Annotated in this window: 30 protein-coding genes; 2 read left to right on the top strand and 28 right to left on the bottom strand. The window is 62.9% G+C overall.

Annotated elements, in window-relative coordinates:
• Positions 1-265: 265 nt before the first annotated feature.
• The 27 genes from H7A76_RS20175 to H7A76_RS20045 all read right to left on the bottom strand — a co-directional run bounded on the left by H7A76_RS20175 (position 266) and on the right by H7A76_RS20045 (position 20,545).
• Positions 266-436 (bottom strand): hypothetical protein, encoded by a 171-nt coding sequence (locus H7A76_RS20175; protein WP_185700113.1) that lies wholly within the window; start codon positions 434-436, stop codon positions 266-268.
• Positions 402-788 (bottom strand): hypothetical protein, encoded by a 387-nt coding sequence (locus tag H7A76_RS20170; protein ID WP_185700112.1) that lies wholly within the window; start codon positions 786-788, stop codon positions 402-404. Before H7A76_RS20170 ends, H7A76_RS20175 begins: the two co-directional genes overlap by 35 nt.
• Positions 788-2,179 carry a pyocin knob domain-containing protein gene (locus H7A76_RS20165; RefSeq protein WP_185700111.1) on the bottom strand — a complete coding sequence of 464 codons (1,392 nt, stop codon included), beginning with the start codon at positions 2,177-2,179 and terminating at the stop codon, positions 788-790. Before H7A76_RS20165 ends, H7A76_RS20170 begins: the two co-directional genes overlap by 1 nt.
• Complete coding sequence (locus H7A76_RS20160; RefSeq protein ID WP_022643403.1) at positions 2,176-2,514, bottom strand: phage tail protein; 339 nt, start codon at positions 2,512-2,514, stop codon at positions 2,176-2,178. The genes H7A76_RS20165 and H7A76_RS20160 overlap by 4 nt, the downstream gene beginning before the upstream one ends.
• 38 nt (positions 2,515-2,552) lie before the next feature.
• Positions 2,553-3,779: a phage tail tape measure protein gene (locus H7A76_RS20155; RefSeq protein WP_185700110.1), complete on the bottom strand. Its 1,227-nt coding sequence runs from the start codon at positions 3,777-3,779 to the stop codon at positions 2,553-2,555.
• Positions 3,780-3,836: 57 nt separating this feature from the next.
• A complete protein-coding gene (locus tag H7A76_RS20150; protein WP_031321344.1) occupies positions 3,837-4,091 on the bottom strand; it encodes a hypothetical protein in 255 nt (84 codons plus the stop codon).
• Positions 4,092-4,120: 29 nt separating this feature from the next.
• Positions 4,121-4,468, bottom strand: coding sequence for a phage tail assembly chaperone family protein, TAC (locus H7A76_RS20145; RefSeq protein ID WP_103324153.1), 348 nt, complete (start codon positions 4,466-4,468; stop codon positions 4,121-4,123).
• Positions 4,469-4,476: 8 nt separating this feature from the next.
• Entirely contained in the window at positions 4,477-4,968 is a 492-nt protein-coding gene (locus H7A76_RS20140; RefSeq protein WP_185700109.1) for a phage tail tube protein, read from the bottom strand.
• 89 nt (positions 4,969-5,057) lie between these two features.
• Positions 5,058-5,249 carry a hypothetical protein gene (locus H7A76_RS20135; RefSeq protein WP_058433276.1) on the bottom strand — a complete coding sequence of 64 codons (192 nt, stop codon included), beginning with the start codon at positions 5,247-5,249 and terminating at the stop codon, positions 5,058-5,060.
• Positions 5,250-5,300: 51 nt separating this feature from the next.
• Positions 5,301-6,452: a glycosyl hydrolase family 18 protein gene (locus tag H7A76_RS20130; protein WP_185700108.1), complete on the bottom strand. Its 1,152-nt coding sequence runs from the start codon at positions 6,450-6,452 to the stop codon at positions 5,301-5,303.
• Positions 6,453-6,538: 86 nt separating this feature from the next.
• Positions 6,539-7,582 (bottom strand): phage late control D family protein, encoded by a 1,044-nt coding sequence (locus H7A76_RS20125; RefSeq protein WP_185700107.1) that lies wholly within the window; start codon positions 7,580-7,582, stop codon positions 6,539-6,541.
• Positions 7,583-7,640: 58 nt separating this feature from the next.
• Positions 7,641-7,847, bottom strand: coding sequence for a tail protein X (locus H7A76_RS20120; RefSeq protein ID WP_185700106.1), 207 nt, complete (start codon positions 7,845-7,847; stop codon positions 7,641-7,643).
• Complete coding sequence (locus tag H7A76_RS20115; protein ID WP_185700105.1) at positions 7,822-8,667, bottom strand: phage tail protein; 846 nt, start codon at positions 8,665-8,667, stop codon at positions 7,822-7,824. The genes H7A76_RS20120 and H7A76_RS20115 overlap by 26 nt, the downstream gene beginning before the upstream one ends.
• Before the next feature lie 9 nt (positions 8,668-8,676).
• Entirely contained in the window at positions 8,677-11,256 is a 2,580-nt protein-coding gene (locus H7A76_RS20110) for a phage tail tape measure protein (protein ID WP_185700104.1), read from the bottom strand.
• Positions 11,257-11,391: 135 nt separating this feature from the next.
• On the bottom strand, positions 11,392-11,697 hold the full coding sequence (locus H7A76_RS20105) for a phage tail assembly protein (RefSeq protein WP_185700103.1): 306 nt from the start codon (positions 11,695-11,697) through the stop codon (positions 11,392-11,394).
• A 12-nt stretch (positions 11,698-11,709) separates the two neighbouring features.
• Complete coding sequence (locus tag H7A76_RS20100; RefSeq protein WP_022643387.1) at positions 11,710-12,219, bottom strand: phage major tail tube protein; 510 nt, start codon at positions 12,217-12,219, stop codon at positions 11,710-11,712.
• A 12-nt stretch (positions 12,220-12,231) separates the two neighbouring features.
• Positions 12,232-13,398 (bottom strand): phage tail sheath family protein, encoded by a 1,167-nt coding sequence (locus H7A76_RS20095; RefSeq protein ID WP_185700102.1) that lies wholly within the window; start codon positions 13,396-13,398, stop codon positions 12,232-12,234.
• A 99-nt stretch (positions 13,399-13,497) separates the two neighbouring features.
• Positions 13,498-13,947, bottom strand: coding sequence for a tail fiber assembly protein (locus tag H7A76_RS20090; protein ID WP_185700101.1), 450 nt, complete (start codon positions 13,945-13,947; stop codon positions 13,498-13,500).
• 9 nt (positions 13,948-13,956) lie between these two features.
• Positions 13,957-15,510, bottom strand: a complete 1,554-nt coding sequence (locus H7A76_RS20085; protein WP_185700100.1) for a phage tail protein — start codon at positions 15,508-15,510, stop codon at positions 13,957-13,959.
• The gene (locus H7A76_RS20080; protein WP_185700099.1) at positions 15,507-16,196 is read right to left on the bottom strand and encodes a phage tail protein I; all 690 of its coding nucleotides are present in this window, start codon (positions 16,194-16,196) and stop codon (positions 15,507-15,509) included. Before H7A76_RS20080 ends, H7A76_RS20085 begins: the two co-directional genes overlap by 4 nt.
• A gap of 1 nt (position 16,197) precedes the next feature.
• Positions 16,198-17,079 carry a baseplate J/gp47 family protein gene (locus H7A76_RS20075; protein ID WP_185700098.1) on the bottom strand — a complete coding sequence of 294 codons (882 nt, stop codon included), beginning with the start codon at positions 17,077-17,079 and terminating at the stop codon, positions 16,198-16,200.
• Entirely contained in the window at positions 17,076-17,402 is a 327-nt protein-coding gene (locus H7A76_RS20070) for a GPW/gp25 family protein (protein ID WP_185700097.1), read from the bottom strand. Before H7A76_RS20070 ends, H7A76_RS20075 begins: the two co-directional genes overlap by 4 nt.
• 4 nt (positions 17,403-17,406) lie before the next feature.
• Positions 17,407-17,592, bottom strand: coding sequence for a hypothetical protein (locus H7A76_RS20065; protein WP_185700096.1), 186 nt, complete (start codon positions 17,590-17,592; stop codon positions 17,407-17,409).
• Between the two features lie 43 nt (positions 17,593-17,635).
• Positions 17,636-18,226 carry a phage baseplate assembly protein V gene (locus tag H7A76_RS20060; RefSeq protein WP_185700095.1) on the bottom strand — a complete coding sequence of 197 codons (591 nt, stop codon included), beginning with the start codon at positions 18,224-18,226 and terminating at the stop codon, positions 17,636-17,638.
• The gene (locus tag H7A76_RS20055; protein WP_185700094.1) at positions 18,223-18,744 is read right to left on the bottom strand and encodes a hypothetical protein; all 522 of its coding nucleotides are present in this window, start codon (positions 18,742-18,744) and stop codon (positions 18,223-18,225) included. Before H7A76_RS20055 ends, H7A76_RS20060 begins: the two co-directional genes overlap by 4 nt.
• 185 nt (positions 18,745-18,929) lie before the next feature.
• On the bottom strand, positions 18,930-19,280 hold the full coding sequence (locus H7A76_RS20050; protein ID WP_022642604.1) for a phage holin family protein: 351 nt from the start codon (positions 19,278-19,280) through the stop codon (positions 18,930-18,932).
• 521 nt (positions 19,281-19,801) lie between these two features.
• Positions 19,802-20,545 carry a helix-turn-helix transcriptional regulator gene (locus H7A76_RS20045; RefSeq protein WP_185700093.1) on the bottom strand — a complete coding sequence of 248 codons (744 nt, stop codon included), beginning with the start codon at positions 20,543-20,545 and terminating at the stop codon, positions 19,802-19,804.
• A 188-nt stretch (positions 20,546-20,733) separates the two neighbouring features.
• On the opposite strand from H7A76_RS20045, the gene mutS reads away from it, so the two are divergent.
• Complete coding sequence (gene mutS, locus H7A76_RS20040) at positions 20,734-23,313, top strand: DNA mismatch repair protein MutS (protein WP_185700092.1); 2,580 nt, start codon at positions 20,734-20,736, stop codon at positions 23,311-23,313.
• Between the two features lie 143 nt (positions 23,314-23,456).
• A complete protein-coding gene (gene fdxA, locus H7A76_RS20035) occupies positions 23,457-23,780 on the top strand; it encodes a ferredoxin FdxA (RefSeq protein WP_185700091.1) in 324 nt (107 codons plus the stop codon).
• A 515-nt stretch (positions 23,781-24,295) separates the two neighbouring features.
• On the opposite strand, the gene rpoS is transcribed toward fdxA, so the two are convergent.
• Positions 24,296-25,303: an RNA polymerase sigma factor RpoS gene (gene rpoS / locus H7A76_RS20030; RefSeq protein ID WP_031320993.1), complete on the bottom strand. Its 1,008-nt coding sequence runs from the start codon at positions 25,301-25,303 to the stop codon at positions 24,296-24,298.
• Positions 25,304-25,361 lie beyond the last annotated feature (58 nt).

The following is a 25,361-nucleotide window of genomic DNA, read 5'->3' as shown; positions in this document are numbered from 1 at the left end:
TATCCAGCTCGGCAAAGTTCTCATTGATGATCTGGGCACCGCTGCGCAGGTTGTCGCCGGTGCCATCGTTGGGCTGGGCGCCCGTCTTGATGGTTCTGAGGGTCATGGATAAACAGCCTGCTAAAGATGGGTACTGAGGGGCTTGCCCATTACTCGGTGGTCAGGAGCAGCCGATCAGGAGGCCAGTCCGACGATGGTCACCAGGGCTTTTGCACAAGGCAAAAAGAAACCCGCACGCTGGCGGGTGGGGGGGCGCTGGCTGCGGCTAGATCAGGCTGCGGGCCTCGGCACGTTTCTCTGCGATATCGGCCGGGATGTCCTGGCCGGTTTCCAGCTTGCGCACCACCAGCCAGTCGGTCTGGCGCAGGTAGTCCCGGGCCTCGTTGGCTTTCCGGTCCTGCTCAGTGAAGGTTTTCTTGCTCTGCGAGAAGTCCATGGTCGGCCTCGACGGTTGGAGTTACGGGGGGCTGTGCGGGGTGGTTGGTGGGGATATCCACCGGGCCGGCGGCGGTGACGGTCACAGGCTCAGGGAAGCGGATGGCGTCGGTGGCCGTGGCTTCGTCGTAGGGCATGAGCAGCGTGATCGACAGGACGCCGTCGGCGGACATCACCGCCTTATCGGCGAACAGGGGCGAGTCGATGGCCTCGAGCGAAAGTTCGTAGCCCTTCTCAAGCGGTGAGAAATCGAATTCTTCTCCGTTTACCGTAAGTTTGTACCCTTCGACTTTCAAAGTTTTTAATAACTCAAATGTCGGCGCATGAATTGGGGAAAACTTAATTTTTACCATTATTTCCATCTCCCAATAGCTATGTAGCGCAAATATCCGTCAATAGTTGAATATGAGCTATTTAAACGACCATTTGTTTGACTAACAGACGACCAGTCGCAGCTTCCCCAGCATACGCCATTAGACGACGAACCCGCCGACCAAACTACAATAGGTTCGACAACAAACTGTATCGGGAAAGTGAATGATCTTTGATCAGACGCGAAAATTGCACCAAGCGCCCTGTTAGTCACGTCTTTAGTTGGAGCTGCAAACCAACAAATCATAGTTCCATCTGCATACTTAATTGCAAATCCATTTGCATTTGCGATGAACTCAGGAGTTTGGCGAACCCATGCACTCCAGGTCCCAGCGACTCGCGTTCTAACAAATATCAATGCGTCAGGAGCTAAACTGGTTGCTCGCTGCATGCAATAATTGCCAATGGAAGACCCATCGTCTAAACCTAAAACTTCAACATACCAATCTCCAGCTCTAGGTATGTTTAAAGTAGTATTATCTGCCCAAACAGCATGTCGTGTGATTAAAGTATTTAGATCGGTGAAAGTTCCAGCACTACCACCTTTATTTCGGAAAAGTGCAGTTCTTTCCATTACAACCGGCTTCCATCCACCCCAGCCGTTAGTGTCGCGGCGAAACCACATTTCATCAGTGTCATGCGAAAAAGCCAGTTGTGTGGCGCGCTTTGCGTCAACTGAACCCTGAAGGTTTATGTATTCGCCTGAAGCGATGGGACTTGGAGCGCCGCCGTAGGCCGGAGCAAAACCGTAGAGCCCGGTGGGAACTCGCGCGTCAATGGTGTTTCCAGCCGGCGCTTGAAGCGCCCAAGCCCCTACTCCGTAGTCTCCAGCGGTTAAATTGCTATTCCATTGCGACCACGTACCACCGGCCTTGAATCGCGAATACTGCTTGCCCTGACCGGCGCTAACTGCAATCTGAACTGCATATGCGGTGTTCGGATGCGTCATATGGATCACGTAAAACGTTGACGTCTGGAACGGGATAGCGCCGGTACCGTCTGGAGTGACGTAGACAAAAGAGTTTGCCAGCAGGCCATTGAGCTGAACCTCTGGTATCTCTTTGACGTAATCCGCAAGTCCATTGCCTTGCAGGATCGCTTTAACTGCTGGAGAAAAGTTGCTGATGGTGGCCGCAAGCTGGGTCCCGGTGTGGCTGGCACGGGCAAGCAATTCAGCATCCGGCCGGTTCTTCGTGGCCCCTGCCTCGACCGTGCTGAGCTTGTTGTTGATGGTGTTGATCTGAGACGCCGCATCGCTGGTCCGGTTATCCAGCTCGGCAAAGTTCTCATTGATGATCTGGGCACCGCTGCGCAGGTTGTCGCCGGTGCCATCGTTGGGCTGGGCGCCCGCCTTGATGGTTTTGAGGGTCATGGATGGAAGGCCTGTTCGAAGGTGGCGCTGAGGGTGTACATCCCTGCGCCCAACGGCGAGGGTTGGTAGGTCTTGCAGCGGTACAGCCCCTGTTCTCCCAGGGGTGGGGTCCAGTAGAACGGCGTGGCGCCGCGATGGGCGTCGATGAAGGCGATGATCGGCTTGATCCGGCTTTCGTCGCCGACGAAGGTCAGCGGCCAGGACTGGGTCTTGTTATTGATGCCGTCCTGGACCACCTGCTGGTAGCCGTCGCCGAAGCGGGCCGACTTGAGGCGGAATTCGACGGTGCCCACGGGTTCCACCTTGGGCACCCAGGCGAAGGTTTCGATGGTCATGCTTTTCTCCGGGCGTGAGCCGTCGCGGCCGCTGGGTATCAGCGGCCGTTGATGACGGACCAGATCTGGCCGCCCGGCTTCAGGTCACGGGCGATCTGTTCGGCAGCGCCTTGTCGGGCGGCGCTGGCATAGGCGTTGGCGAGGTTCTGCGGGTTGGCGCCGGCGCCCTGGCCGGCACCCTGGCCTTCGCCGACGTTGATGGTCTGCTGGATCACCACCTGCTGGTTGCTGGTGCTGCCGGCCGGTGCGCCCCCCAGCGCCACCACGCCCAGGGAACCATCGGCGCCCCGGCTCAGGGGCATGATCGCCTCGGGCCCGGCTTCGCCGAACAAGGCCATGGGCGCCAGGGTCGGAGCGCTGGCCACGGTGTTGCTGAAGACCCCGCCCTTGGCATAGTGCACGTTGGATACGTCGAGCTGCGGGTTAAAAACGGTGGTGGCACCGCCAAGCGAGAACGACTGCGCCGCAGGGGCGGCGCTGGGAAAGAAGCTCGAAACCACCGTCTTGGCTAGACCGAACATCCAGCTCAGGCCAGCAGAGGCCGCTGTCTTAGCCGCCAGGGTCGCCATGTCCTTGAGCACCGAACTGGCGAAGTCGGAAAAGGAAAACTTGCCCGTGGTAGCAAACGTCATGATTGCCTCATCCATTTTCTGGAAGGCACTGGTGAAGACCGTCTTGGTCTGACCCGCCACGTCATTGCCCTTTTTCACGTACTCCTCGAAAGCGGACACCGCACCAGTCTTCCAGCCATCGAGCAACTCGGTCATCTGGGCAAAGTCACCCTGCACCTGCTGCTTGGCATCGTCGCTCTTGCTTTTCAGGTCTTCGAGCCGAGTCGCATAGTCGTCGCTGTCCTGGGTGATCCGGCCATAGGCATCGCCTTGGGGAAAGCTGATCCCTGCCCGTTCGGTGTAGGTGCTGGGCACTTGCGGCACGCTTTGCTGGTATTGCTGCTCCAGGGTCTGCGCGTAGTCGGTTTCAGCGCTTTTGTTCTGCTTGAGCAACGCCGCCAGGCTGCCCTGTTTCTTGAGGTACTGGTCGACCGCGGTGGTGGCCGGGTCATAGGCCTTGCGCAGGTCGTCGAAGGCACTGGCGCTGGCGTCCAGCGCCGAGGCGGACGACAGGGTCATGGACTCGGCGATTCTCTTGCCGGCCTCGTCGATGCGCCGCTGCATGTTGCGCATGGCCTGGTCGGTGATGCGCTGGGCCTTGTCCAGGGCCCGCTCCAGGCCGCTCAGGTCCAGCCCTTGGGAAGCTGTTGCCATGGGGTTCTCCGGGTCATGAAAACCCGTCGAAACGGGTTCGGGAAAAGTGGCCTGGAATCAGCGCCACTCGTTCATCGCGCGTTCGAGCGACAAGCCCAAACGTTGCTCATGGGGCATGAAGTCCAACAACTCCGCCACGCCCCCGCCCAGCCGGTGGGTCTGCAGCGCCACCAGGGCGCTGCCCGCCTCCAGCCGCCTACCGGTATGCAAGGAGCCATATCGGTCGATATAGCGTCCCCATGCCAGGGCTTCGTGGTAGGTCATGCGTTCCTTGGCTTCGGCAATCGTCCGGCCGCCGACTCCGTTCAGCACCAACTCGTGCCAGAACTCATCGGCGGCCGTCAGTTTTTTGCCGCACCGCCAGTGCCGTTGACCTCATTGACCGCGTTGAGGATCAAAAACCCCAGGGTCGGCTCCAGGCCGTAGGCATCCTCGTAGCTCAGGGCCTCGCCGCCATCGGTGCCCAGTGCCACCGAAGCGGCGATGTAGCGGGCGTTGCGGCTCTGCTCGTTGTCGCTGTCGGCGAACAGCCGCTCGATGACCCCGAAGGACTGCCGGCGGATGTGCAAGGTGAAGGTGTCGGTCACCTCCTTGCCGGTCTTGCTGTCCAGGTGAGTCCAGCTCACCTGCTTCTTCACGGGCTGGGCATCGACGATGCCGCCCTTGGCTTTGAGTTGCTTGAGGTTCATGGCGATGCTCAGGCCTTCTTGATCCAGGTGGAGCCACCGGTGCGCTGGATGGTCACGGTGGTGGTGACCACGGCGTTGAGGGCGAAGTTGAACGGGAAGTCCGAGACGTAGCCGTCGAAGGCGAACCAGGTGCGGGTGGTCGGCAGTTCGAAGTTGTCACCCTTGGCGTTGACGGTCGGCGCGACGCCCTTGCCGTCGGACCAGCCCACGACCCACTTGATGCTGGTCTCGCCATTGGCTTCGGACAGCTGGTGCAGGCGCACATGGCTGGCGTTGGCCGGGTCGGCGTTGAGCCCCAGGCTGGCGGTGCCAGGGGTGCGCAGGCCTTTCTTGTAGCTGCGCTCCTGGGCGTCGAGGGTGGTGTCCTCGATCTGCTCGGCAGGCGCGCCGCCGGGCTCGAAGGAAGTGACGTGCTCGACTTCCAGCACGGTGTAGGGGCCGCTGCCGGTCACGGGCGGGACCAGGGCGAAGATTTGCGTACCTTGGGTAAGAATCGACATCGGGTGTTCTCCAGAAAACAATGAAAAACCCGCGGTTGGCGGGTCGAGGGTGTGTTGCTCGGGGGCGGACCAAGGCGCGGGGCCAGGGCTCAGGGAGCGGGCGAGCCATCCAGGTAGGGGGGCGCGTTGGGGTCCGGTTCACGGCTCTTGATCAGGTCCACCAGGGCCTGGTTGCTCTGCGCCAGCAGGCGGATCGCGCCGTTCAAGGCGGACTGGCCATCGGCCTGGGCCTGGAGGGCGGCGATCAGGCGATTGATGGCCGCCAGTTCTTCGTCATTCATGGCTGGGTGCTCCGTATCCATCGAAGGTGATTGGGCGAGCGCGGGACGGCGTCATTCGCGTCCCTCGGGTAACAACGCCGGGCCCTTGGCCAGGCCGGCCTGCAGGGCGCTCCAGAAACTTGCGTCTTCGTAGCCCATGGCCCAGACGCTGGTGCCGCCCAGGCCCAGGCGCCCGACCAGGGCGGCCTTGCGGCGAATGCTCTGGGCGTCGTCATACCAGAGCACCGGCTGCGCTCGCTCCGCAGTCCACTCGATGCCATCGGCGAAGCTGTTGACCGGGCCCCAGGTGGCGTAAGGAGTGGCCGAGGGGACGTCTAGGTGGGTGGCGGCGTTGTGCTCGGCGATGATTTCCTCGTAGGCCGACCAGTGCACCCGATTGCCGATGCTGTAGTCCTGGCCGTAGGCCGCCAGCCCGGACAGCAGCTTGCCGGCCGGTACCCGCGTCACCGCGTAGACCAGCAGCGCTTGCTGCCAGTCAAGGCCCGAGCCCGGGCCCGGCCAGACTTCGCCGTGGAAGCCGCCGCTGCTCCAGCCCGGGCCGACCTGGTCGTAGGTCATCAGCTGGAAGTAATCCACCGCTGCTGCCAGGGCCTGGTAGTCGTAGCCTTGCAGGTATTCGGGCTGCTGGTCGTCGAGCTTGGGCGGCACGCTGATGATCAGCTTGCGCCCCTGGGCATGCAGGGCCTGGCCCAGGGCTTTGACATAGGCGGAAAACGCCTGGGCGTTGCGCGGCTCCACCTGTTCGAAGTCCAGGTTGATACCGGCGAACCCGTTCTCCCGGGCCAGCGTCACCAACTGCTCGATGGTACTGGCACTCAAGGCCTTGCTGTTGACGATGGAGTGGGAAATGGCCGGGTCGAAGGCCGCGATGTCCTGGTTGTAGTCCGAGACCGTCGGGTACAGCGGCAAGGACTTGGACTTGGCGAACGCGATGATCTGCCGGGTGGTGTCGTTCATGCCCTCCTGGTGCAACTGGCCGGTGACCGTCAGGCCGTAGGTGCTGCCCAGGCCCACGGCCGAGAGGTTGCGATAAAAAGCCTTGAGGTTGCTGTAGGAGGTCTCGACCTGGCCGTCGCTGTAGGCCAGGACAAAGGGCGCGGCCTGGGCCGCACTGGCCAGGGCCAGGGCGCAGCCGCCAAGCAGGCCGCGCAAGAACCGCCGGATGCCTCGCTTAGAGGCCGGCTGGATGAGCTTGGAATTCATGAAATCTCCTGCGGGTGAACCGCATCGGGAAAAAACCGGACGTCCGCAAAGGGTCCGCCCAAAGGCTCGCCGCGGACGCCGCCGACCTAGAGTGGCAGCACCTTCAGCGGCTTGGCCTGGGGTTTCGGCTTGCCCTTGGCCCGGGCCTTGCCCTGCTTGCCAGCGTTGCACTGCACCGTGGTGCTCCAGCCCGACGGGCTGAAGACCTGCTCCACCGACTCCACCAGGTACTCGCCATCCAGCCCGGCCTTGAAGCCCTGGGCGTCGATCAGGCGTTCGGCGAACAGGTCGATGCGCCCGGGCAGATCCAGGCGCAGGGCCGCGGTGCTGCGGTTGAACGCCGCCAGGCGCGCCTTGGCGGCCTGCTGCGCCGCGGATTTGTTCGGGTAGATGTGCCGGTCGGTGTGCACCGCGGGCACCCCGGGCGGGGCACTGTCGTTACCCAGCTCGATCACCTGCAGCTTGCCGCTCTTCTTGTCCTGGTGACGGGTCTGCACCGCCTTGTGGCTGCTGGTGTCGCCCAGGCGAAACTGGTAGCGGCTCACCTCGTGGCGGTGGATGGTGACCTTGCCCAGGGCCTTGCCGCTGGCGCTCTGCCCGGCCTGGCGCGGCAGCACCAGCAACTTGCCTTCGGCGACCTTGGCGGTGCAGTCGTATTGCCGGGCCAGGCGGGTGATGAAGTTGAAGTCGGACTCGTTGAGCTGGTCGACCCGCAGGACCCTGGTCGCCACCGGGCACACCGGGGTCCAGCCGTTACGGGCCGCCAGGTCGCGGACCACCTGTTGCAGCGGCACGTCTTCCCAGCTGCCGCTGCGGGTGGTCTTGCCACTGCCGCGCATGTCGCTGGCCTTGCCGCGTATCTCCAGGGTGTCCGGTGGGCCGGAGACCACCACCTCATCCACGGTGTAGCGCCCGAGGCGGGTCAGCCCCTGGCCGGCATAACCCATGAACACCTCGATGCTGGCGCCACGGCTGGGCAGCGCCACCGCACGATCGCGGTCGTCGATGCGCAGCTCGAATTCGTCCGACTCCATGCCGGGTTTGTCCGAGGTGCGCAGGGACAGCAACCGGTCGTTGATCTGGCTGGTAATGTCCCGGCCATCGGCAACGATACGAAACTCTGGGGTCATAAAACGCCTCGCACTGGGTGCCGATCAGTAAAGGAATTTGCAGGAGCGAGACCAGGGCTCAGTCCCATAGCTGGACCAGTACCTGCTCCGGTGCCGGCAGGTCCGGCAGCAGGATCAGCACCCCGGCCCGCAATGGCTGGGGCTCGTCGGCCAAGCCCTGGTTGGCATCCAGCACCGCCTCGACGGTGCCGTTCAAATGGCCGTAGTAGTGCTGGCACAAGGTGTCGAGCAGATCGCCGTCAGAGGTTCTGCAAGTCGTCGCCATAGCTTACGAACTCCAGTGAGAAGGCCTGTTTGCGTGGAATGCCGCCGGCCAGCAAATGGCCCTGGTCTTCGTCGATGCTGGTCAGGCACCAGGTGCCCAGGACCTCGCCGTAGCCGGTGGTCAGGCTCAAGGGGCGCAACTGCCGGCCGATGCTGCGCAAGGCCTGCAACTGCCCCAGCCCGCCCTTGAACCCGGGGAAGATCGCCCCCTTGAGGCTGATGCGTTCGTCGCCCAGGCCGACCGCTTGCTGGGCAGGGCTGCGGCCCAAGCGCTCCTGGCCAGTCCAGCGAAAGCTGGTCTGGCGCCGCAGTTCATCGAAGGCCGCCGTGTCCAGGTTGAAGTAATAGGGTTGGGAAGCAGCCCCCAGGGGTTGGAGGATCAGCAGGTGCGGGAACGGCTTGACCGCTTCGGCGGTAGGCGTCTCCTTGGCGGCGAACAGGCTGCTGGGAAAGATCGTGCCCAGGGCCGGGCTGATCTGCCCGCCAATACGGTTGATCGCCGCCCCGACCTTGGCCGTCTGCTCTTGCAAGGCGCCGAGGCGCTGTTGCACCTGCCCGGCTACCGTGACGGCCTGGTTGTACTGGGCCGCCACCTCGCCGACCCGGCTTTGCGCGGCATCGATGCCGCGCAGGATGCGGCGCAGCCGGGTGCCGACTTGCGGCCCGACCACGGGCAGGTTCTCCAGCTCCAGGGCCGCGCCGGTGATATCGCCGATGGCCCCGTTCATGGGCCCCAGCATCTCGTCCGCGCTGCGCCGCCCCGCCTCCGCTGCCGCCACCAGGGATTGCAACCCCGATTGCAGCTGTTCCATGTAGGCCATGGCGCCTCCTTAAACGTGAGGTGCATCGGACAGCTGGCGAGCCGAGGCCTGGCGGCTGTACTCGTCGAACTGCCAACGCAGGTAGGGCTCCAATTCCCGGGCCAGTTGCGCCGGGTCCTTGACATCGCCCTGGACCGTGACCGATATCGCCGGCGCAAAGCTGAACTGCTGCTCGATCGCCGGCGCCAAGGGGGCCTTGAAGGGTTCGGCCAGGGTGCTCGACGTGCCGGGCGCCGGCGGCATGGAACGCACCACCTGGCCCATCAGCGCCGGGGTCTGCCCGCTCTTGAAGGAGTTGGCGAGATCGTCCATGACCGGCGGGATGTTCTTGCCGGCGTCACGCATCATCAGCGGGCCGGCGGCGGGCATCGACTTGAGCGAGTCATCGCCGCCGAACAGTTTCTTGCCCAGAAAGCCGCCGGCCTCGGTTCCAGCCCAGGCCGCCAGGATTCCCACCCCAGCGCCAACGATGCCGCCAACGACGGTCCCGAGTACCGGCACCGCCGAGCCCACCATGGCACCGGTCATGGCGGAGGCGGCAACACCGGCCACAGCACCTGCCGCTGTACCCAGCACGCCACCGGCCAGGCCTCCGGCAGCCTTGCCATAACCTTCGGCTTTCTCGTCCCGGGTCTTGGCATTCTGGTAGGTGTCTGCAGTCTGAAAAACAGCCCCGGCCACGGACAGAACGCTGCCGCCCTTGATCAGCGGCTTGATCACATTACCGCTGTTTTTAACCGCCGAGATTCCTGCCTCCAAGACCAACGCGCCCTTGCCTGCCTTGCCCGCATTGCCTGAACCAAAGAAGTCCTTCAGCTTCTGGGCGGTCTTATTGGCCAAGCCACCCTTGGCTTTTCCACCCCGGCCCCCTTTGCGTCCCTTGCCACCTTTCTGGTCACGGCCGGTGTCGATGTCGTAGTCACCGCCACCCAGTGCCCCCGGGTTGGTGACCAGCACCTTCTGGATGAAGTCCGGGTTGCCCATCATCGAGCCCCGGGCCACGTTGAACAGGCCCTTGCCGAGGGTGTAGGCCGCTTGCAACTTCTTCAGCGCCAGCAGGCTGCCGGCCAGGACGGTCACCCCAAGTACCGCCGGAGCGGCCTGGTGGGTCAGCTCGGTCAGGCCGTGCGCCAGCCCGGTGAGGCTCTGGCCCAAGCGGTCGGTGGCCGGGGTCAGGGCCTGGCCGAACGCCTGCTGCAGGTTGTCGACCGCGCCATCGGCTTCCTTCCAGATCTGCGCCGACGTCCCTCGGCGCTCGGCCTGGTTCTTGTCCAGCACGCCGGAGGCCGTCAGCGAGTCCTGCTTGAGCTTCTGGTACCCATCCTGGCCCTGGGCGTAGGCCTGCAAAGCGGCATCGACCTGCATGTTGGCGAACAGGTCGGCGCCGCGCAGCGACTGCGCCAGGGCGGCCAGCATCGCCTGGGCCTTCTGCGGGTCGGTTTGCTGGCTGATCTGCGCCTGGGCCGCGGTCATCTGTGCGGCCTTGGCCGGGTCGGTGACCTGGATGTACTTCATGGCCAGGGCGAAGCTCGCCTCCAGGGTCGACATGCCTTTTTCCAGGCCGGTCTGCAGCGATCCCTCATAGTCGATGCCGGCCTTGGCATACGCCGCGGCAGTGGCCGGTGAGCGAATCTGGCCCATCCAGCTCTTCAGGTTGCCGGCCGCCTGATCGGCGCCGTTGGCCGTCGACATCTGCAATTGCAGCATCGACCCCACCTGGCTCACCGCATCCATGCCGGTGAGCTTCATGTCCTTGGCGCCTTTGAGCAGGTCGGGCAGCAAGCGGGCCATGTCGGCCGCTTCGAAGTTGCCCGCCTGGCCTTGCAGGGCCATGGCTTCCAGGGCCCGCGCCAGGGTCGTGGGATCGCTGATCCCAGCCTGCGTCTCCAGGGCCCGGATCAAGGTCGCGGTGTCGCCGACGCCGGCCCCCTGGCCAATCACGAACTTGGCCGCCAGCCCGGCATATTGCTGGGCCTTGTCCAACGACGTGCCATTGGCGGTCATCCCGGCGATGAGGCTGGCGACCTCGCCGCGACCCAGCCCGGAGTCCCGGGAAACCTCGAGGACATTGCGTGCCAGCTGCGCCTCTTGCGGGGTATTGGCGATATTGCCCTTGATGGCGATGTCGCGGATCGTCGCCTGGTAGTCGGCGTTGATCTTGACCGGCACCGCCAGCACCCCAACGGCTTTCTTCGCCAGCTCGTAGCTGGACTTGAGGTCCGTCTTGCCCTGCTCGATCTGCCGCTGGCCCGTGGCCCTGAGCTCAAGGCCCCGGGCCGCGCGGCCCAGGGCCTGGTACTCCTGGTTCAGCTTGCGGACCTGGATGCCCTGCTTGCGCAATCCGTCCAGGCTGCTGTCCAGCTTGGCCTGCAAGTCGCTGGCCGAAGCCGCGCCTTGTTTGCGGGCCTGGTTCAGTTCCCGGCGCAGGCGCTGGGTTTCACCGATGGCCGTCGCCAGCCCCCGGGCCTTGCTGGCCTGCTCGTCGAGCGCCTTGATCCGACCTTCCACCGCCTTGGTGGCAGCATCCCAGGTCGCGTCCAGGGCGCCGCCGATCTTTATCACTGTCGATACCAGCGTGTTGTTCGCCATTTGCCGCCCCCGTGGTGACAGGCTCAATCCGTGAGCCACCAGACCATCTCGCAATAGCGCATGGTCATGATTTCCTCAGCGCAAAAATGCAGCTCGCGAGCGAGCCGCTTCGCCGCCACCTTCATCACTGCCGGGTCAAAGCTCGTCGTCTTGCACCAGGCGAAAATAACCGGCCTGCAGGCGTTGGTAGTCCTTGAGGGTCAGGCCCTCCAGGTCCTTGCTGCCGACCTCGGCCAGGCTGGCGAACAGCATCAGCTCGCGCTGTTCGTCATCGCCGGCCGCCGCGCTGTTGGCAGCGCGGATATCACGCACGGTGGGCGCGCGCAGAGTGAGCGTGTCGCACTGCACGCCGTTCATCGACACCGCCTTGCTGAGGCTGATCACCACGTTCTCGGGGCTCAACACCATCCAGGACGGCGTGCCATTGATTGCGTCAGACATCGAGGAAGCTCCTTACAGGCCCAGGGCCGAACGTTGGGCGGCGAGCTGGTCGACACCGTTGATCACGCGCTTCATGCCCAGGGCATCGATCTCGTAGATCAGGCGCCCGTCGACTTCCAGCTTGTAGTAGCTCACGGCGACGTTGTGCTTGATCTCGGCCTTGTCGCCGGACTTCCAGTCGCCCATGTCGACTTCCTTGAGCAGGCCGCGCAGGGTCACGATCACCGGGGTGGTCTTGCCCTTGAGGCCCTTGAAGGCGCCACGGAACACGCCGTTGAAGGCGCTGCTGTCGGTCAGGCCGAACAGCTTGAGGGATTCGCGGCGCACACCGGTGGTGGTGAAGCCGGCCTCTTGCTTCTCCATGCCCATGTCCAGCTCGATGGGCAGGTCCATGCCGCCGACCCGGTGTTCCTCGGTCTTGAGGGTGAGCTTGGGCAGGGTCAGGCTCGGCACGTCGCCTTGAAAGCTGATGCCATCGACGAACAGGTTCATGTTCGCCAGGGTTTCGGGAATCATTGCCATTGCTGCGGCTCCTTAAGCGGTTTTATCGAGGACTTCGGTCAGCCATTGGTTGGTGACTTCGACCCGGAAATTCGGGTTCTCGGCGGGGGGGACGTCGGTAAAGCGGATGTTCCAGTACACCTTGCCCTGTTCCAGTTGGCTGGCGGTGTTCAACTCCGGATCTGCGTAGACCTCGAAATTGATAATCGCCCCCTGGTTCTTCAGGTCGCGCATGAAGGCTTGCAGGCCCTCGGTGACGTCCTTCACATAGGTGGCCGTGATCGACCGATCCACCGCCCACTTGTGGCCGTAGAGGATCGCGTCCATGACGATGTCCATGGTTCGCACGCGGGTGACGAAGGCCCATTTCGGATCACTGGACAGCGTGCGGTTGCCCCACAGGCGGAAGCCGGCATCACGAATGATGGTGGTGATGTTGGCGTTGTTCAGCAGGTTGGCCCGGCAGGTCTCGTCGCCGTCCAGGAACTCAACAGGCCGGCCTGTGCCAGTGATACCGACGAACTCCTTGTTCGAAGGCGAGGCCCAGAAGCCGTACTCGCTATCGGTCCAGGCGAACAGGCCAGCGACCCAGGCCGAGGCCGGCGCATCGACGGTGGCGCTCGCCTGGCCATCCCAATACTGAACCCCAGGATCGACCAGGTAGGCGCGCTTAGCGCCGAAGTTCTTGGCGTACTCCATCGCCGCTTCGTCGGTGGTGCTGGGCCCGTCGATGATGGCCAGGCCGCGCAGCTTGTCGCCCAGGGCCACCAGGGCCGTGCCCACCGCCTGGGTCGCACTGTGTTTGGGCGCCACCAGCAGGCGGGGCTGGGCGTTGAAACGGCTCTTGCCATCGAGCAGCGCCTGCAAGCCAGTACGCTTGCCGCTGGCCAGGACCCCGCCGATGATCGCCGAGGTCTGTTGCGCAGCGTCCGCGACCTTGGCCACGCCACAGGCGACGATCACCGCCTTGGCTCGCTGGTAAATGGCCTGGCACGCCTTGGTAATCGCCGCATCCGGGCCCCAGGCGGCAATGGCTTCGCGCTCGCTGGTGATCAGCAGCAGGTCGTTGGCCTTGGCGCTGACGCCCGGGCCCTCGGTGAAGGTGTCCACCAGGCCGATGATCGAGGACGTGGGCAGCGCGATGGTGCGTGCGCCGGTGTCCACGTTGGTGACGGTGACGCCGTGGAAAAAACCACTCATGGATAAGCTCCAGACATGAAAAAGCCCCGGGTGGCGGGGCTGGAAGAGAAGACGGTGCGCTAAGGCGCGGATATGAAAACGCCCCGGATGGCGGGGCGTTTAGGCGAGCAGGCCGGATAGCCACTCGGGGGCCGGTGGTCGATGTTGACTCAGCGGAAATTCGCCGGACTCGGGCCAGGCGCGTAGAGCACGGCGGTAGGCTTGGAGCTGGCTGTACTGGTCGGCGGTCAGGGTCGTGGCTGCACCATCTTCCTGTTCATCGCGGTGCCGAGTTACAACACTATCCGTCTGGGTTAATCGACCGTCTCGCCACCGCCGCTCCTGATCCATAAGTTCATCGGACGTCGGTGGCGGCGGATCGGCCAGTACCGGAAGCCCTTTCTTAACCGTGATGATCTGGCCCGCGGCGTTGCCGGCCAGCAGCTCGGCCCACTGTTCGCGGGAGATCTCCACTGCATCGCTCGGAATCCCACAGGCAGGGTTGCCAGGTTCAAAAGGGCCGTGCATATCGGGATCGTAAAAGCCACCAGTTTGTACACTGAAATACATGATCACTCCTTACACTTTGCCAATGGCGCGCCAGTACACGGCCTCGCTGATTCGCGCATTATTCAAGAACGCACCAACACTGAATTTTGTCAGGATCGTGGCTGGTTTGAACAAGGTCATAGCTGAAGTTGCACGGGCGGTGTCCTGCCCAATCGTCGGTGACACGTGAACGCCAAACGGCACAGCTGTCCATGCAAGCGGGTACGTGACCTCGATATCGCCAGACGGTGACGTTGTGACCATTCCCCACTGTTCAACCAGGCCGTTGGGCAGTTTCGAATACCCCGAGGTATTGAGCGACGCAGCAAATGCAGCTGAGGAGCCCATCTGGATTCCTCCCCATCCATACCATTGAACAGCACCCACACAAGAGATCGTTATCGTGTCCCCTGACCCCAGGACGAAAGTCCGCGGCGTTGAGTTACCCACACCGTAAAGCGCCTGTCCGGCCGCAGCCTGCACAGTCACCACCCCGTTGCCGGCGTTGTTGATCTGATATGTCGCGCCGATGTTCTGAGCGGTGACAGCTGGAAGCGTGAGGGTGATCGTACCGCTGGCATTGATAAGTAAGCCGGCCTGGGCGAGCGTCAGCGTCTGACTGGTGGACGCCCCGAATTGCCCGGCAAAATTTCCGAGCGCTCGCTGCACAAACTCTGTCGTAGCCACGACTTTGCTGGTGTCGAACTGTGCAGCAGTCGGAGCAGTCGGCGCCCCGGTAAACGCCGGCGAGTTAATCGGCGCCAGGCCCTGGGTCACATTCTTGAACGCCAGCGGCGTGGTGCCCAGCACAATCGGCCCATCCGTCGACAGCAACCATAGTGAGTCAGCGCTGGCTGTGCCCTGTTCGACAGCCACCAGCAGACCCGGAGTAACCTTTGTGCTGCTGTCTGCATCGGTGGCTCGCTTCCAGATCTCTGCCGTAACGTAGATTCCGTTGTCCTTCCCCTGAGCCTGGTCCTTCACCAGCACCCGTGAGCCGAGCGGCACCGGGACCCCGTCAATAGTCGGTGTGCCAGCCAATTGGATTGGCCCCGTGGTCGCCACCAGCACAGACGCCTTGGCGTCCTGCCGGTTGACCGCATCGGCAATGGAGTCATCGACATATTGCCGAGTGGCCAGCACCACCGCCGGATCGATTTTCAGCACCACGCTGGCCGCGCTGGAGACGATGAAGTTCATGCGCACGACCTGGGTCCGGCCAGAGCCCTGGGACATCAGCGGCTTGTAACTCGGCGCGCAGTTCGCCACTGCGACCAGGACCCCTTCCGCGTCATACAGGCCAATCTCACGAATCCACCAGCCGCCCTCGTCGGCCGGGATGATCTGTTCGGCGACGATGATGTTCGGGTTGGCCGGGTCAACCGACAGCTTGTTCAGCGGCCGGCGCCGGCGTTCGTTGATCAGCCGGGTTTGCGCCCGGTCAGGGATAGGGTCGGTGCCGTTGGCATCCCCCACCCCCATCTCGGTTAGCTTCCAGGGGATGCCCAGGGCATCGGCGTTGGCCTGCTTGGCCTCGCCGGCCGCCGTAAGAATGGCGAAGAACTGACTGTTCGGGTCGATCATGGGTAGGTGTCCAGTGTGTCGATTGAATGTTCACGCCCAGGGGCGCCGATGTAGCAAGTCAGGGCAATCGCGCCCGAGGCGGGCGGGTACACGTCGACGCTGTCGGTTGAGTCCTCGCGGCCGGTATTGCCCAGGACGCCGGTGGTGACGATGTCCCGCAGAACAGGCGGGTACACGTCGATTTCGTCGCCGCTGTACACCGCCACGCCGAGGTTCAGTGCGCCCTTGATTTCCAGACTGATCGCCAGGCCGGTCAGGTGCCGGGTGATCGGTTTGGCGTCGTCGATCAGGCGTTCCAGCTCTCGATACATCTCCTCGGTGATCCCCGTTTCGAGAACGCCGACCTTCAAGGCAAAGGTTCCGGGCACTCCCTTGGGCACGGTGTCGAACCACTCGATGATCTCGATCAGGTAACCCAAAGGCTCCACCACCCGGCGCAGTGCACCGATGGTGCCCTTGCGGGCATGGATGAAGAACGAGGCCTTGATGGCGTTGCGCTTGACCGTCTCGGACCAGGTCGGGTCCCAGCGATCCACGGACCAGGCCCAGGCCAGTTGCGAGAGCAGGTGCGCCGGGCAGGTGTCGGGGTTGTACAAGGTGCGCAGGACGACGGCGGTATCGCCGGTGCTGGCGGCGGCCAGGGCGCGCTCCAGCGGGGTGGCGTTGATCGGCAGCAGGCTGCTCATGTCAGCCTCCCAGCGTAATGCTGTAGCCGGTGCAGTAGGCTGCCTGGGCCGGGGTCGGGGCGATGTCCTGCCAGTTGGCCAGGTCGACTCGGGAGACACCGGCGACGTGCAACTGGGCATCGATGGCCGAGCGCGGCACTTCCAGCCCGAGGCGCCGGCGCGGATTGATCCAGGCCGCCAGCCTGCGTCGGGCCTCGGCCAACGCGGCATCGCTTTCCGGCCCGGGGCCTTTCATGTGCAGCACCGCATCGATGCGATAGGGCAGCACCTGGGCGCTCTGTACCGTAAGCCGATCGCCCAGGGGCCGCACGTCCTCGTCATTGAGGGCGGCGGCCACCGTCGCCAGTAGTTCGGGAGCGACACTGCCGTCGCCCTCCAGCCCCAGCACGGTGACGGTGACGCAGGCCGGCGACGGGCTCTGGGCCGCGGCATCGGCCACCAGGGCCGAAGCGTTGCGGGCATGCAGGATGTAGCTGTTGCGCGGGCCGGCGGTGGTCAGGCCTTCGTAGGCCAGCTGGATGCGTTCGCGCAGGGCGTCGTCGCTCTCCTTGACCTCCGGCGTGGGCGGCAGCGCTTGCGGGTCGGCCGGACGGATGACCAGGCGCTTGAGCTTGACGTTGGCCGCCAGCTGGTCGAGGTCGCTGCCCTGGGCGTGGGCCAGCAGCAGGGCCTTGGCCGCATCGTTGACCCGAGCCCGCAGTTGCAGGTCGCGGTAGGCCGCCAGTTCCAGCAGCTTGACCACCGGGTCGCTCTCCAGGGCGGCGCTCCAGTTGCCGCCCATGTGCTGGCGGAAGGTCGCCAGCTTGTCTTGGTACAGCGCTTCGAAATCCAGGGCTTCCAGCACCTGTGGCGCCGGTAGCGCCGATAAATCCAGGGTGCTCATGCCGTCACCTCCAAAATCGCACTATTGCCCAGGTATTGGCCCGTCAGTTGAAAGGTGATCTGGCCCGCCACCACCGAAACCACCTGCACCTGCTCCAGCTTCAGCCGCGGCTCCCAGCGCAACAGCGCCCGGGCGACTTCGGCCTGCACGGCGCTTTTCCAGCCACCGGTCACCGGCAAGTCGACGAAGCGCCGCAGGTTGCTGCCGTATTCCGGGCGCATGCGCCGGCTGCCCAGGGGCGTGCCCAGGATGTCCTCGATGGACTGGCGCACATGGGCGATGCCCGACAACGACTGGCCGGTGCGGCGATCCATTCCGATCATCGCGTCACTCCTGCGCTTGCAGATCCGGGTGCTGGCCCAGGTAATCCCGGGCGAGGTTGTCACTGGCCTCGACCGCGACCTGGCCGTTGGCGACGTTCAGCATCCGCCCATCGGGCAGGACCAGGACGCGGGAGGTGTAGGCTGTGTCGCGGAACACGACCGGGCCGGTGTTCTTTTTCTTGCTGCTCATGGTTGCTCCAGGCATAAAAAAGCCCGCGGTGGCGGGCGGGTGGTCATTGCGGCGCGGCAGTCGAGCCACCGCCGGGCATCACGCCCGGATGGGTATGGGTGGAACCGACGTTCACCCCGTTGTGCTGCAAGCTGGCGCCGTTGATCTGCACATCACCGTTCAAGGTGATCTGCCCGGTCAGGCTGATGGTGTCGGCCTTGGCCGTGATCGCACTATCGGTGATCACCGCCGAGCTGCCGGCCACCTGGATGGTCACGGTGCCGCTGGGCAGGCTGATGCTGTAGCTCTTGGCCTGCCAGTCGTAGACCAGCGAGCCGCCATCGTCGAAGCGCCAAACCTCGACGTGGTCGCGGTTGTCCGGCTGGGCACCAGCGTTGCCATACAGCCCCGGGACAAAGGTGCCCTGAGCCGGCTCGCCGCTGGGGCTGATCAAGGCCCCCTGCTCGCCCAGGCTCGGCGCCCGCCAGTGCCGGGCCTTGCCGGCGGCCTGGCTGTGCCAGCGCACCCAGGCGCTGGTCCAGCCAGCGCCGTCGGATACGCGCACCATGGCGGCGGCCAGGTCGACCCCGACCACGCTGCAAGGAATGATCAGGCCAGCGAGCATGCGATCGTGAGTCGCGGCGACAAAGCTCATGCCAGTTGCTCCGGGGAGAAGTAGCCGTCTTCCTGGCCGGGCCCGGTGTCAGGGCTGAAGCCGAGCAGTAGCGATCCCGGCCCCTGGTTGTCCCAGGGCCACTGTTCCTGGCCGAGGTACACCAACTGCTGCCATTGCACGGTCCAGGCCTTCTTGCGCCACGACTCGCTGGTGGCGTCGGCAGGCTTGGCCCGCACGCTGCTGGTGCCCTCGACAAAATCGAGGTTCCAGTGCTGGCAATGCAGCAGGTCGGCCATTTGCGCCGCCAGTTCGACCGCTTGCAACGCTGCCCCTGGCAGGTTGGCGTCCACCAGCACGCAGGCCTCGAACGTGGCCTTCACGCCGCTACGGCCATCGCCCGGATCAGCGTCTGGGTCCATGGCGGTGATGGCAAAGACGATGGCCGGCCTGGCCAGGCCATCGGGTGCCTCGGGGAACGCCTGCACCGCCTGGACAGCGGGCATCGACGCCTTGATCGTGGCGGCGATAGCGTCGTGCAATATCGTCAGTTCGCTCATTATCCAGTCCTGGAATCGGGCCGACGGCGATACCGGCGAGGCCCTGGTCCGTAGGCCGGCGCGCTGGTACCACTGTCGATCAAGACGCATGAAAAGCGCCGGCCAGCGCTCCACCGGCCAGGCACAGGCAAGGTGCCCCCGCCCGGGCTTGCCGGCAGGTGCAAATGGGGTTGATGAAAGGCCGTTCAGGATCGATCGGAGTGCGAGTCACGCTCGGGCACCTCGCACACACCGATGCGCTTGGCCGCCCAGCGCTCGTAGAGGCCGATGGCGACGTCGGCGCCGGCCATGGCGGTCAGGCAACCGAAGGCGCAGGCGGTCCAGATCGAAACGCCAGCGGCATACAGCAGCATGATCGCCGAGACACCACAGATCACACAGGCTCCAGAACGCAGCACCAGGCGTCGCAGCAGTGCCCAGCCACGGGCGCCCTCCTTGTCGGCACGCCACATTTCACCGGACACGCCACCCAGCAGCGCCAGGACGATGACCATCCAGATCGGCATATCCAGCAACGCTTGTTGCTCGTTTGTCATTCAGGTCTCCCGTGTGGATTGGGGCCAAAGAAGCGGCCGGTTGATGAAAACTCGAAACGATGATTCAAGGGGTCCCTGTCCATTGGCGGCCCACGTTAGGCAGGCATTCCAAAAAGCCCGGTCGCCCGGGCTTTTCAGTAATGCAATCCTTGGTCTTTCGGCGCTACTGGCGCGGTACGGACCCATTCAAATTGTTCCTCCGACCGCGACCCCTGTCCGCCGGATAACTGCTTCTGGTGCTTTACGCTGCACACCCGGGTCAGTTGCCAACCCTCTGAACCGTCGAGGCCGGTTCATCGCTGCCTTTTGCTTGTGCCACTAAAGAGCGTTGTTGCAGCCGTTTTCGAACGGCTTGAGGTGAATATTATGCACTAATGCATATGAGGTCAATGCGTAAATGCATTTATTTATGCGCATTTTTTGCTGCCATGCATGGAAGCCGCATAGGCATTGGGGATGAAGGGGTTTTGCGGGACAAAAAAAAGCCCGCTCAGGGGCGGGCTTGGTTCGAGGGTGACGGGTTAGCGGGCGTACATGCCCCACCAGAAAACGTGACCGAGGATGCTGATCTGCTCTTCCTGGATGTCCTGGAAGCTGTAGTCCTCGTCAGGATGCTCATCGCGGTTGAAGCTGCGCAGGCGGATACCGGTGGGCAGGCGGTACAACTGCTTCACCCGCAACTGGCCATTGTGATTGATGGCGTACAGGTCGCCATCGACGATATCGCCAATGGCGCACTTGCCGGCATTGACCCCGACCGTGGCGCCGTCGCGCAGTACCGGCAACATGCTGTTGCCGCGCACCGTGACGCACTTGGCCTGGTCGAACTGCACGCCGTTGTGCCGCAGGCTGCGCTTGCCGAAGCGCAGGCTGGCGCGCTCGCTCTCCTCGATGACGAATCTTCCTGATCCAGCAGCCAATTCAACCTCACGCAGAAAGGGAACCGACACCTCGTCGTCATCGACGGGGGTGTCGTCGTCCCACAGGCTTATGTCCTTGAGTTCCGAATGAATCTCGTCGCGCACAGCACTGCGGGCCGGGGCGATACCCACGCGCCCGCGCAGTTGGTCGGTGCTCACCTGGAAGTACTCGGCGATCTTGGAAATATGCTTGTCCGAAGGATCGACGATCTTCCCGCTGAGAATCCGCGAGAGAGTGGATTGAGGCACGCCGGTGCGACGGTGAAGCTCCGTGGGGGAGATTCCATCGCGATCCAGCAGCTCTCTTAAGACGGTAGAAACGTTGCGTATTTGCATAAAGCGCATATTGCTCGAACTTTATCGGGATGACAAATGCTGTTTCGCATATTCAATGCATTTCTTCCGCCGCCCGGGCTTGTCCCTGGCGCCTGCGAGGCCGCCGGCACCCGTGGTAACCTTGCGCCCATCAGCCAGAAGCCGGGCCCGTGCGCCCCTTTGCATCAGCCATTCAACGAATCCGTCTATATATATCAATGAGTAAAAATACCTCCGATCTGTCTTCTCACACGCCGATGATGCAGCAGTACTGGCGGCTCAAGAACCAACACCCCGACCAGCTGATGTTCTATCGCATGGGCGACTTCTACGAGATCTTCTATGAGGACGCGAAGAAGGCCGCCAAGCTGCTGGACATCACCCTCACTGCACGTGGCCAGTCGGCAGGCCAGGCGATTCCCATGTGCGGCATTCCCTACCATGCCGCCGAGGGCTACCTGGCCAAGCTGGTCAAGCTGGGCGAGTCGGTGGTGATCTGCGAGCAAGTGGGCGACCCGGCCACCAGCAAGGGCCCGGTGGAACGCCAGGTGGTGCGGATCATCACGCCCGGTACGGTCAGTGACGAAGCGTTGCTGGACGAGCGCCGGGACAACCTGATCGGTGCGGTACTGGGCGACGAGCGTCTGTTCGGCCTGGCGGTGCTGGATATCACCAGCGGCAATTTCAGCGTCCTGGAGATCAAGGGCTGGGAGAACCTGCTGGCCGAGCTGGAGCGTATCAATCCGGTTGAGTTGCTGATCCCGGATGATTGGCCGCAGGGACTGCCAGCGGAAAAACGCCGTGGCGTAAGACGCCGGGCGCCCTGGGACTTCGAGCGCGATTCGGCGCACAAGAGCCTGTGCCAACAGTTCTCCACCCAGGACCTCAAGGGTTTCGGCTGCGAAACCCTGACCCTGGCCATCGGCGCCGCGGGCTGCCTGCTCAGCTATGCCAAGGAAACCCAGCGCACCGCCCTGCCCCATTTGCGCAGCCTGCGCCACGAACGCCTGGACGATACCGTGGTGCTGGACGGTGCCAGTCGCCGCAACCTGGAACTGGACACCAACCTGGCGGGCGGTCGCGACAATACCCTGCAATCGGTGGTCGATCGCTGCCAGACCGCCATGGGCAGCCGCTTGCTGACCCGCTGGCTGAACCGGCCGTTGCGTGACCTGAAGGTCCTGGAAGCACGCCAGTCTTCCATTACCTGCCTGCTCGACGGCTACCGCTTCGAACGCCTGCAACCGCAGTTGAAGGAAATCGGCGATATCGAGCGGATCCTCGCGCGAATCGGCTTGCGCAACGCCCGGCCACGGGACCTGGCGCGCCTGCGGGACGCCCTGGCGGCACTGCCTGAACTGCAAGTGGCGATGACCGAGCTGGAAGCGCCCCACCTCAAGCAGCTGGCGATCACCACCGCTACCTATCCGGAACTGGCGGCGCTGCTGGAGAAAGCCATCATCGACAACCCGCCAGCGGTCATCCGCGATGGCGGTGTGCTCAAGACCGGCTACGACGCCGAACTGGACGAGTTGCAATCGCTGAGCGAGAACGCCGGTCAGTTCCTGATCGACCTGGAAGCGCGGGAAAAAGCCCGGACCGGCCTGTCCAACCTCAAGGTCGGCTACAACCGCATCCATGGCTACTTCATCGAACTGCCGAGCAAGCAGGCCGAACAAGCACCGGCGGATTACATCCGGCGCCAGACCCTCAAGGGGGCCGAGCGCTTCATCACGCCCGAGCTCAAGGCTTTCGAAGACAAGGCGCTGTCGGCCAAGAGCCGCGCCCTGGCGCGCGAGAAGATGCTCTACGACGCCCTGCTGGAAACCCTGATCAGCCACTTGCCTCCCCTGCAGGACACCGCCGGAGCCCTGGCCGAACTGGACGTGCTGAGCAACCTGGCCGAACGCGCCCTGAACCTGGACCTCAATTGCCCACGCTTCGTCAGCGAACCGTGCATGCGCATCACCCAGGGCCGTCACCCAGTGGTGGAGCAGGTGCTGACCACGCCGTTCGTGGCCAACGATCTTAGCCTGGACGACAGCACGCGGATGCTGGTGATCACCGGTCCGAACATGGGAGGTAAGTCCACCTACATGCGGCAAACCGCGCTGATCGTGCTGCTGGCCCATATCGGCAGCTTCGTGCCGGCGGCCAGCTGCGAATTGTCCCTGGTGGACCGGATCTTCACCCGGATCGGCTCCAGCGACGACCTGGCCGGCGGGCGCTCGACCTTCATGGTGGAAATGAGCGAAACCGCGAATATCCTGCACAACGCCACCGAGCGCAGCCTGGTCCTGATGGACGAAGTGGGGCGTGGTACCAGCACTTTCGACGGTCTTTCCCTGGCCTGGGCTGCGGCAGAACGTCTCGCCCACCTGCGGGCCTATACCCTGTTCGCCACCCACTACTTCGAACTGACGGTGCTGCCGGAAAGCGAACCGCTGGTGGCCAACGTGCACCTCAATGCCACCGAGCACAATGAACGGATCGTCTTCCTGCACCACGTCCTGCCCGGACCTGCCAGCCAGAGCTATGGCCTGGCCGTAGCCCAGCTGGCCGGGGTTCCGAGCGATGTGATCGTCCGCGCACGGGAACATTTGAGCCGCCTGGAAACCACCAGCCTGCCCCATGAACCAGCAAAACCGGCACCGGGAAAAACCTCGGTTCCACAGCAGAGCGACCTATTCGCCAGCCTTCCGCATCCTGTATTGGATGAACTAGCCAAGCTGGAACTGGACGACATGACTCCTCGTCGGGCACTGGAAATGCTTTACACATTGAAGACACGCATCTAACGCGAACGACTTCAAGCTGTTAGAATCTCGCGCGGTTTGGGATGCTGTGGACTATTAGCCTGGTTCACAGACTATCGCTCCCAAACCTGGCGACCCCAATCCTGTAGGGGCTCCGCTGCCGCCGCCTGAGGAGAAAATTAGAAATGACCTTCGTCGTCACCGACAACTGCATCAAGTGCAAGTACACCGACTGCGTAGAAGTCTGCCCGGTGGACTGCTTTTACGAAGGGCCGAACTTCCTGGTAATTCACCCGGATGAGTGCATCGATTGCGCGCTGTGCGAGCCTGAATGCCCCGCTGTAGCCATTTTCTCCGAGGATGAAGTCCCGGACGAGATGCAAGAATTCATTCAGCTGAACGTCGAGCTGGCAGAGATCTGGCCGAACATCACTGAAAAGAAAGATTCGTTGCCCGATGCCGAAAAGTGGGATGGCGTCAAAGGCAAGATCAAGGATCTCGAACGCTGATATTTTCTGCGTTCCTTGAAAAGGCCCCTTGCGGGCCTTTTGCGTTTCTGGGGCCAGGGATTGGCGACTGTGCTTTTTGACAGGCAAAAAAAAGGGGCGGTATGACCCGCCCACATTTTTTCCCTAGTCCCTGTGTTCCTTGTCATCATCCTGATGAATCGCTTCTTGCGATGTCCTGACCATCATCCTTGATGGCTGTGTCTATCCGTCGACACAGGGTTGATATTAGAGACTTCCCAGATAACGGCAATCGCACTATCAGCGGGAAATCCTGTCAAAGCAGTTCAACACGAAATAAAAAATCTTTTTAAATCAACAAGATAAAAAACACCTCAAGCTTATCTAGACAACTCAGAAGTGACAAAAAACCAATAGATTACGAAAAAGTAATCTTTGGCTTACATGGCGATTAAGAACACTTCCGTTTCTTCCCCCTAGCGTCTGGCAACACGCTTTCATACCGCCCATGAAAAAGCCCCGAACCAGTCGGGGCTTCTTGTCAGCCGGTTCAGAAGCTACTGAAACAGCGACTCACTGGACAAACCGTTCTTCTCGAGGATCTCCCGCAGGCGCTTGAGGCCCTCAACCTGGATCTGCCGCACCCGCTCACGGGTCAGGCCAATTTCCAGGCCAACGTCTTCCAGGGTGCTGCTCTCGTGCCCTCGCAGGCCAAACCGGCGTACGACCACTTCACGCTGTTTTTCGGTCAGCTCGGAAAGCCATTGATCGATGCTTTGCGAAAGGTCGTCGTCCTGCAACAGTTCACAAGGATCCGTCGGACGCTCGTCGGTCAGGGTGTCCAGCAGGGTCTTGTCCGAATCCGGGCCCAGCGAGACGTCCACCGAAGAAACGCGCTCGTTCAGGCCGAGCATGCGTTTGACTTCCGCCACCGGCTTCTCGAGCAGGTTGGCGATTTCCTCGGGAGAGGGTTCATGATCGAGTTTCTGCGTCAGCTCGCGGGCGGCGCGCAAGTAGACGTTGAGTTCCTTGACCACATGGATCGGCAACCGGATGGTCCGGGTCTGATTCATGATCGCACGCTCGATGGTCTGGCGAATCCACCAGGTAGCGTAGGTCGAGAAACGGAAACCGCGTTCGGGGTCGAATTTCTCCACCGCTCGGATCAAGCCGAGGTTGCCCTCTTCGATCAGGTCCAGCAGCGATAACCCACGATTGACATAGCGCCGGGCGATTTTCACCACCAGCCGCAAGTTGCTTTCAATCATGCGTTTACGCCCAGCCGGGTCGCCACTTTGCGATAGACGCGCAAAGTGCACTTCCTCTTCGGGAGAGAGCAATGGAGAAAAACCGATTTCATTGAGGTACAACTGCGTCGCATCGAGCGCGCGGGTGTAGTCAATATATTTGTGTTGCTTGATCGCAGCGGAGCTTTTGGATTTGGTGCGAACGGAAGGTGGAGTTGCCCCCTCATTATTCGACATCGAATCCATATCGATTCCGCTCTCCATCAGGAGAACTTCATCGTCGATGTCAAACTCCGGCACTTCTTTACTGAGAGCCATTGTTATAGTCCTTTGGTGAGTTCGACCTCAGGCTCGAGCGTCGCCTATATCCCTGGCA

Source organism: Pseudomonas sp. MSSRFD41, from assembly GCF_014230245.1.
GTDB classification, from domain to species: domain Bacteria; phylum Pseudomonadota; class Gammaproteobacteria; order Pseudomonadales; family Pseudomonadaceae; genus Aquipseudomonas; species Aquipseudomonas piscis.
Note: the sequence above shows the minus strand (reverse complement) of the source record. Positions and strands in the feature narration are given on the sequence as shown.

Excerpts from the sequence above, each read along its gene's own strand:
- H7A76_RS20140 (WP_185700109.1), bottom strand. The coding sequence starts at position 4,968 with ATGTCGATTCTTACCCAAGGTACGCAAATCTTCGCCCTGGTCCCGCCC.
- H7A76_RS20100 (WP_022643387.1), bottom strand. The coding sequence starts at position 12,219 with ATGGCAATGATTCCCGAAACCCTGGCGAACATGAACCTGTTCGTCGAT.
- H7A76_RS20170 (WP_185700112.1), bottom strand. The coding sequence starts at position 788 with ATGGTAAAAATTAAGTTTTCCCCAATTCATGCGCCGACATTTGAGTTA.
- rpoS (WP_031320993.1), bottom strand. The coding sequence starts at position 25,303 with ATGGCTCTCAGTAAAGAAGTGCCGGAGTTTGACATCGACGATGAAGTT.
- H7A76_RS20120 (WP_185700106.1), bottom strand. The coding sequence starts at position 7,847 with ATGGCGACGACTTGCAGAACCTCTGACGGCGATCTGCTCGACACCTTG.
- H7A76_RS20165 (WP_185700111.1), bottom strand. The coding sequence starts at position 2,179 with ATGACCCTCAAAACCATCAAGGCGGGCGCCCAGCCCAACGATGGCACC.
- H7A76_RS20050 (WP_022642604.1), bottom strand. The coding sequence starts at position 19,280 with ATGACAAACGAGCAACAAGCGTTGCTGGATATGCCGATCTGGATGGTC.
- H7A76_RS20125 (WP_185700107.1), bottom strand. The coding sequence starts at position 7,582 with ATGACCCCAGAGTTTCGTATCGTTGCCGATGGCCGGGACATTACCAGC.
- H7A76_RS20065 (WP_185700096.1), bottom strand. The coding sequence starts at position 17,592 with ATGAGCAGCAAGAAAAAGAACACCGGCCCGGTCGTGTTCCGCGACACA.
- fdxA (WP_185700091.1), top strand. The coding sequence starts at position 23,457 with ATGACCTTCGTCGTCACCGACAACTGCATCAAGTGCAAGTACACCGAC.
- H7A76_RS20060 (WP_185700095.1), bottom strand. The coding sequence starts at position 18,226 with ATGAGCTTTGTCGCCGCGACTCACGATCGCATGCTCGCTGGCCTGATC.
- H7A76_RS20160 (WP_022643403.1), bottom strand. The coding sequence starts at position 2,514 with ATGACCATCGAAACCTTCGCCTGGGTGCCCAAGGTGGAACCCGTGGGC.
- H7A76_RS20085 (WP_185700100.1), bottom strand. The coding sequence starts at position 15,510 with ATGATCGACCCGAACAGTCAGTTCTTCGCCATTCTTACGGCGGCCGGC.
- H7A76_RS20175 (WP_185700113.1), bottom strand. The coding sequence starts at position 436 with ATGGACTTCTCGCAGAGCAAGAAAACCTTCACTGAGCAGGACCGGAAA.
- H7A76_RS20105 (WP_185700103.1), bottom strand. The coding sequence starts at position 11,697 with ATGTCTGACGCAATCAATGGCACGCCGTCCTGGATGGTGTTGAGCCCC.
- H7A76_RS20095 (WP_185700102.1), bottom strand. The coding sequence starts at position 13,398 with ATGAGTGGTTTTTTCCACGGCGTCACCGTCACCAACGTGGACACCGGC.
- H7A76_RS20045 (WP_185700093.1), bottom strand. The coding sequence starts at position 20,545 with ATGCGCTTTATGCAAATACGCAACGTTTCTACCGTCTTAAGAGAGCTG.
- H7A76_RS20115 (WP_185700105.1), bottom strand. The coding sequence starts at position 8,667 with ATGGCCTACATGGAACAGCTGCAATCGGGGTTGCAATCCCTGGTGGCG.
- mutS (WP_185700092.1), top strand. The coding sequence starts at position 20,734 with ATGAGTAAAAATACCTCCGATCTGTCTTCTCACACGCCGATGATGCAG.
- H7A76_RS20080 (WP_185700099.1), bottom strand. The coding sequence starts at position 16,196 with ATGAGCAGCCTGCTGCCGATCAACGCCACCCCGCTGGAGCGCGCCCTG.
- H7A76_RS20055 (WP_185700094.1), bottom strand. The coding sequence starts at position 18,744 with ATGAGCGAACTGACGATATTGCACGACGCTATCGCCGCCACGATCAAG.
- H7A76_RS20155 (WP_185700110.1), bottom strand. The coding sequence starts at position 3,779 with ATGGCAACAGCTTCCCAAGGGCTGGACCTGAGCGGCCTGGAGCGGGCC.
- H7A76_RS20110 (WP_185700104.1), bottom strand. The coding sequence starts at position 11,256 with ATGGCGAACAACACGCTGGTATCGACAGTGATAAAGATCGGCGGCGCC.
- H7A76_RS20130 (WP_185700108.1), bottom strand. The coding sequence starts at position 6,452 with ATGAATTCCAAGCTCATCCAGCCGGCCTCTAAGCGAGGCATCCGGCGG.
- H7A76_RS20070 (WP_185700097.1), bottom strand. The coding sequence starts at position 17,402 with ATGATCGGAATGGATCGCCGCACCGGCCAGTCGTTGTCGGGCATCGCC.
- H7A76_RS20090 (WP_185700101.1), bottom strand. The coding sequence starts at position 13,947 with ATGTATTTCAGTGTACAAACTGGTGGCTTTTACGATCCCGATATGCAC.
- H7A76_RS20075 (WP_185700098.1), bottom strand. The coding sequence starts at position 17,079 with ATGAGCACCCTGGATTTATCGGCGCTACCGGCGCCACAGGTGCTGGAA.
- H7A76_RS20135 (WP_058433276.1), bottom strand. The coding sequence starts at position 5,249 with ATGAATGACGAAGAACTGGCGGCCATCAATCGCCTGATCGCCGCCCTC.
- H7A76_RS20145 (WP_103324153.1), bottom strand. The coding sequence starts at position 4,468 with ATGAACCTCAAGCAACTCAAAGCCAAGGGCGGCATCGTCGATGCCCAG.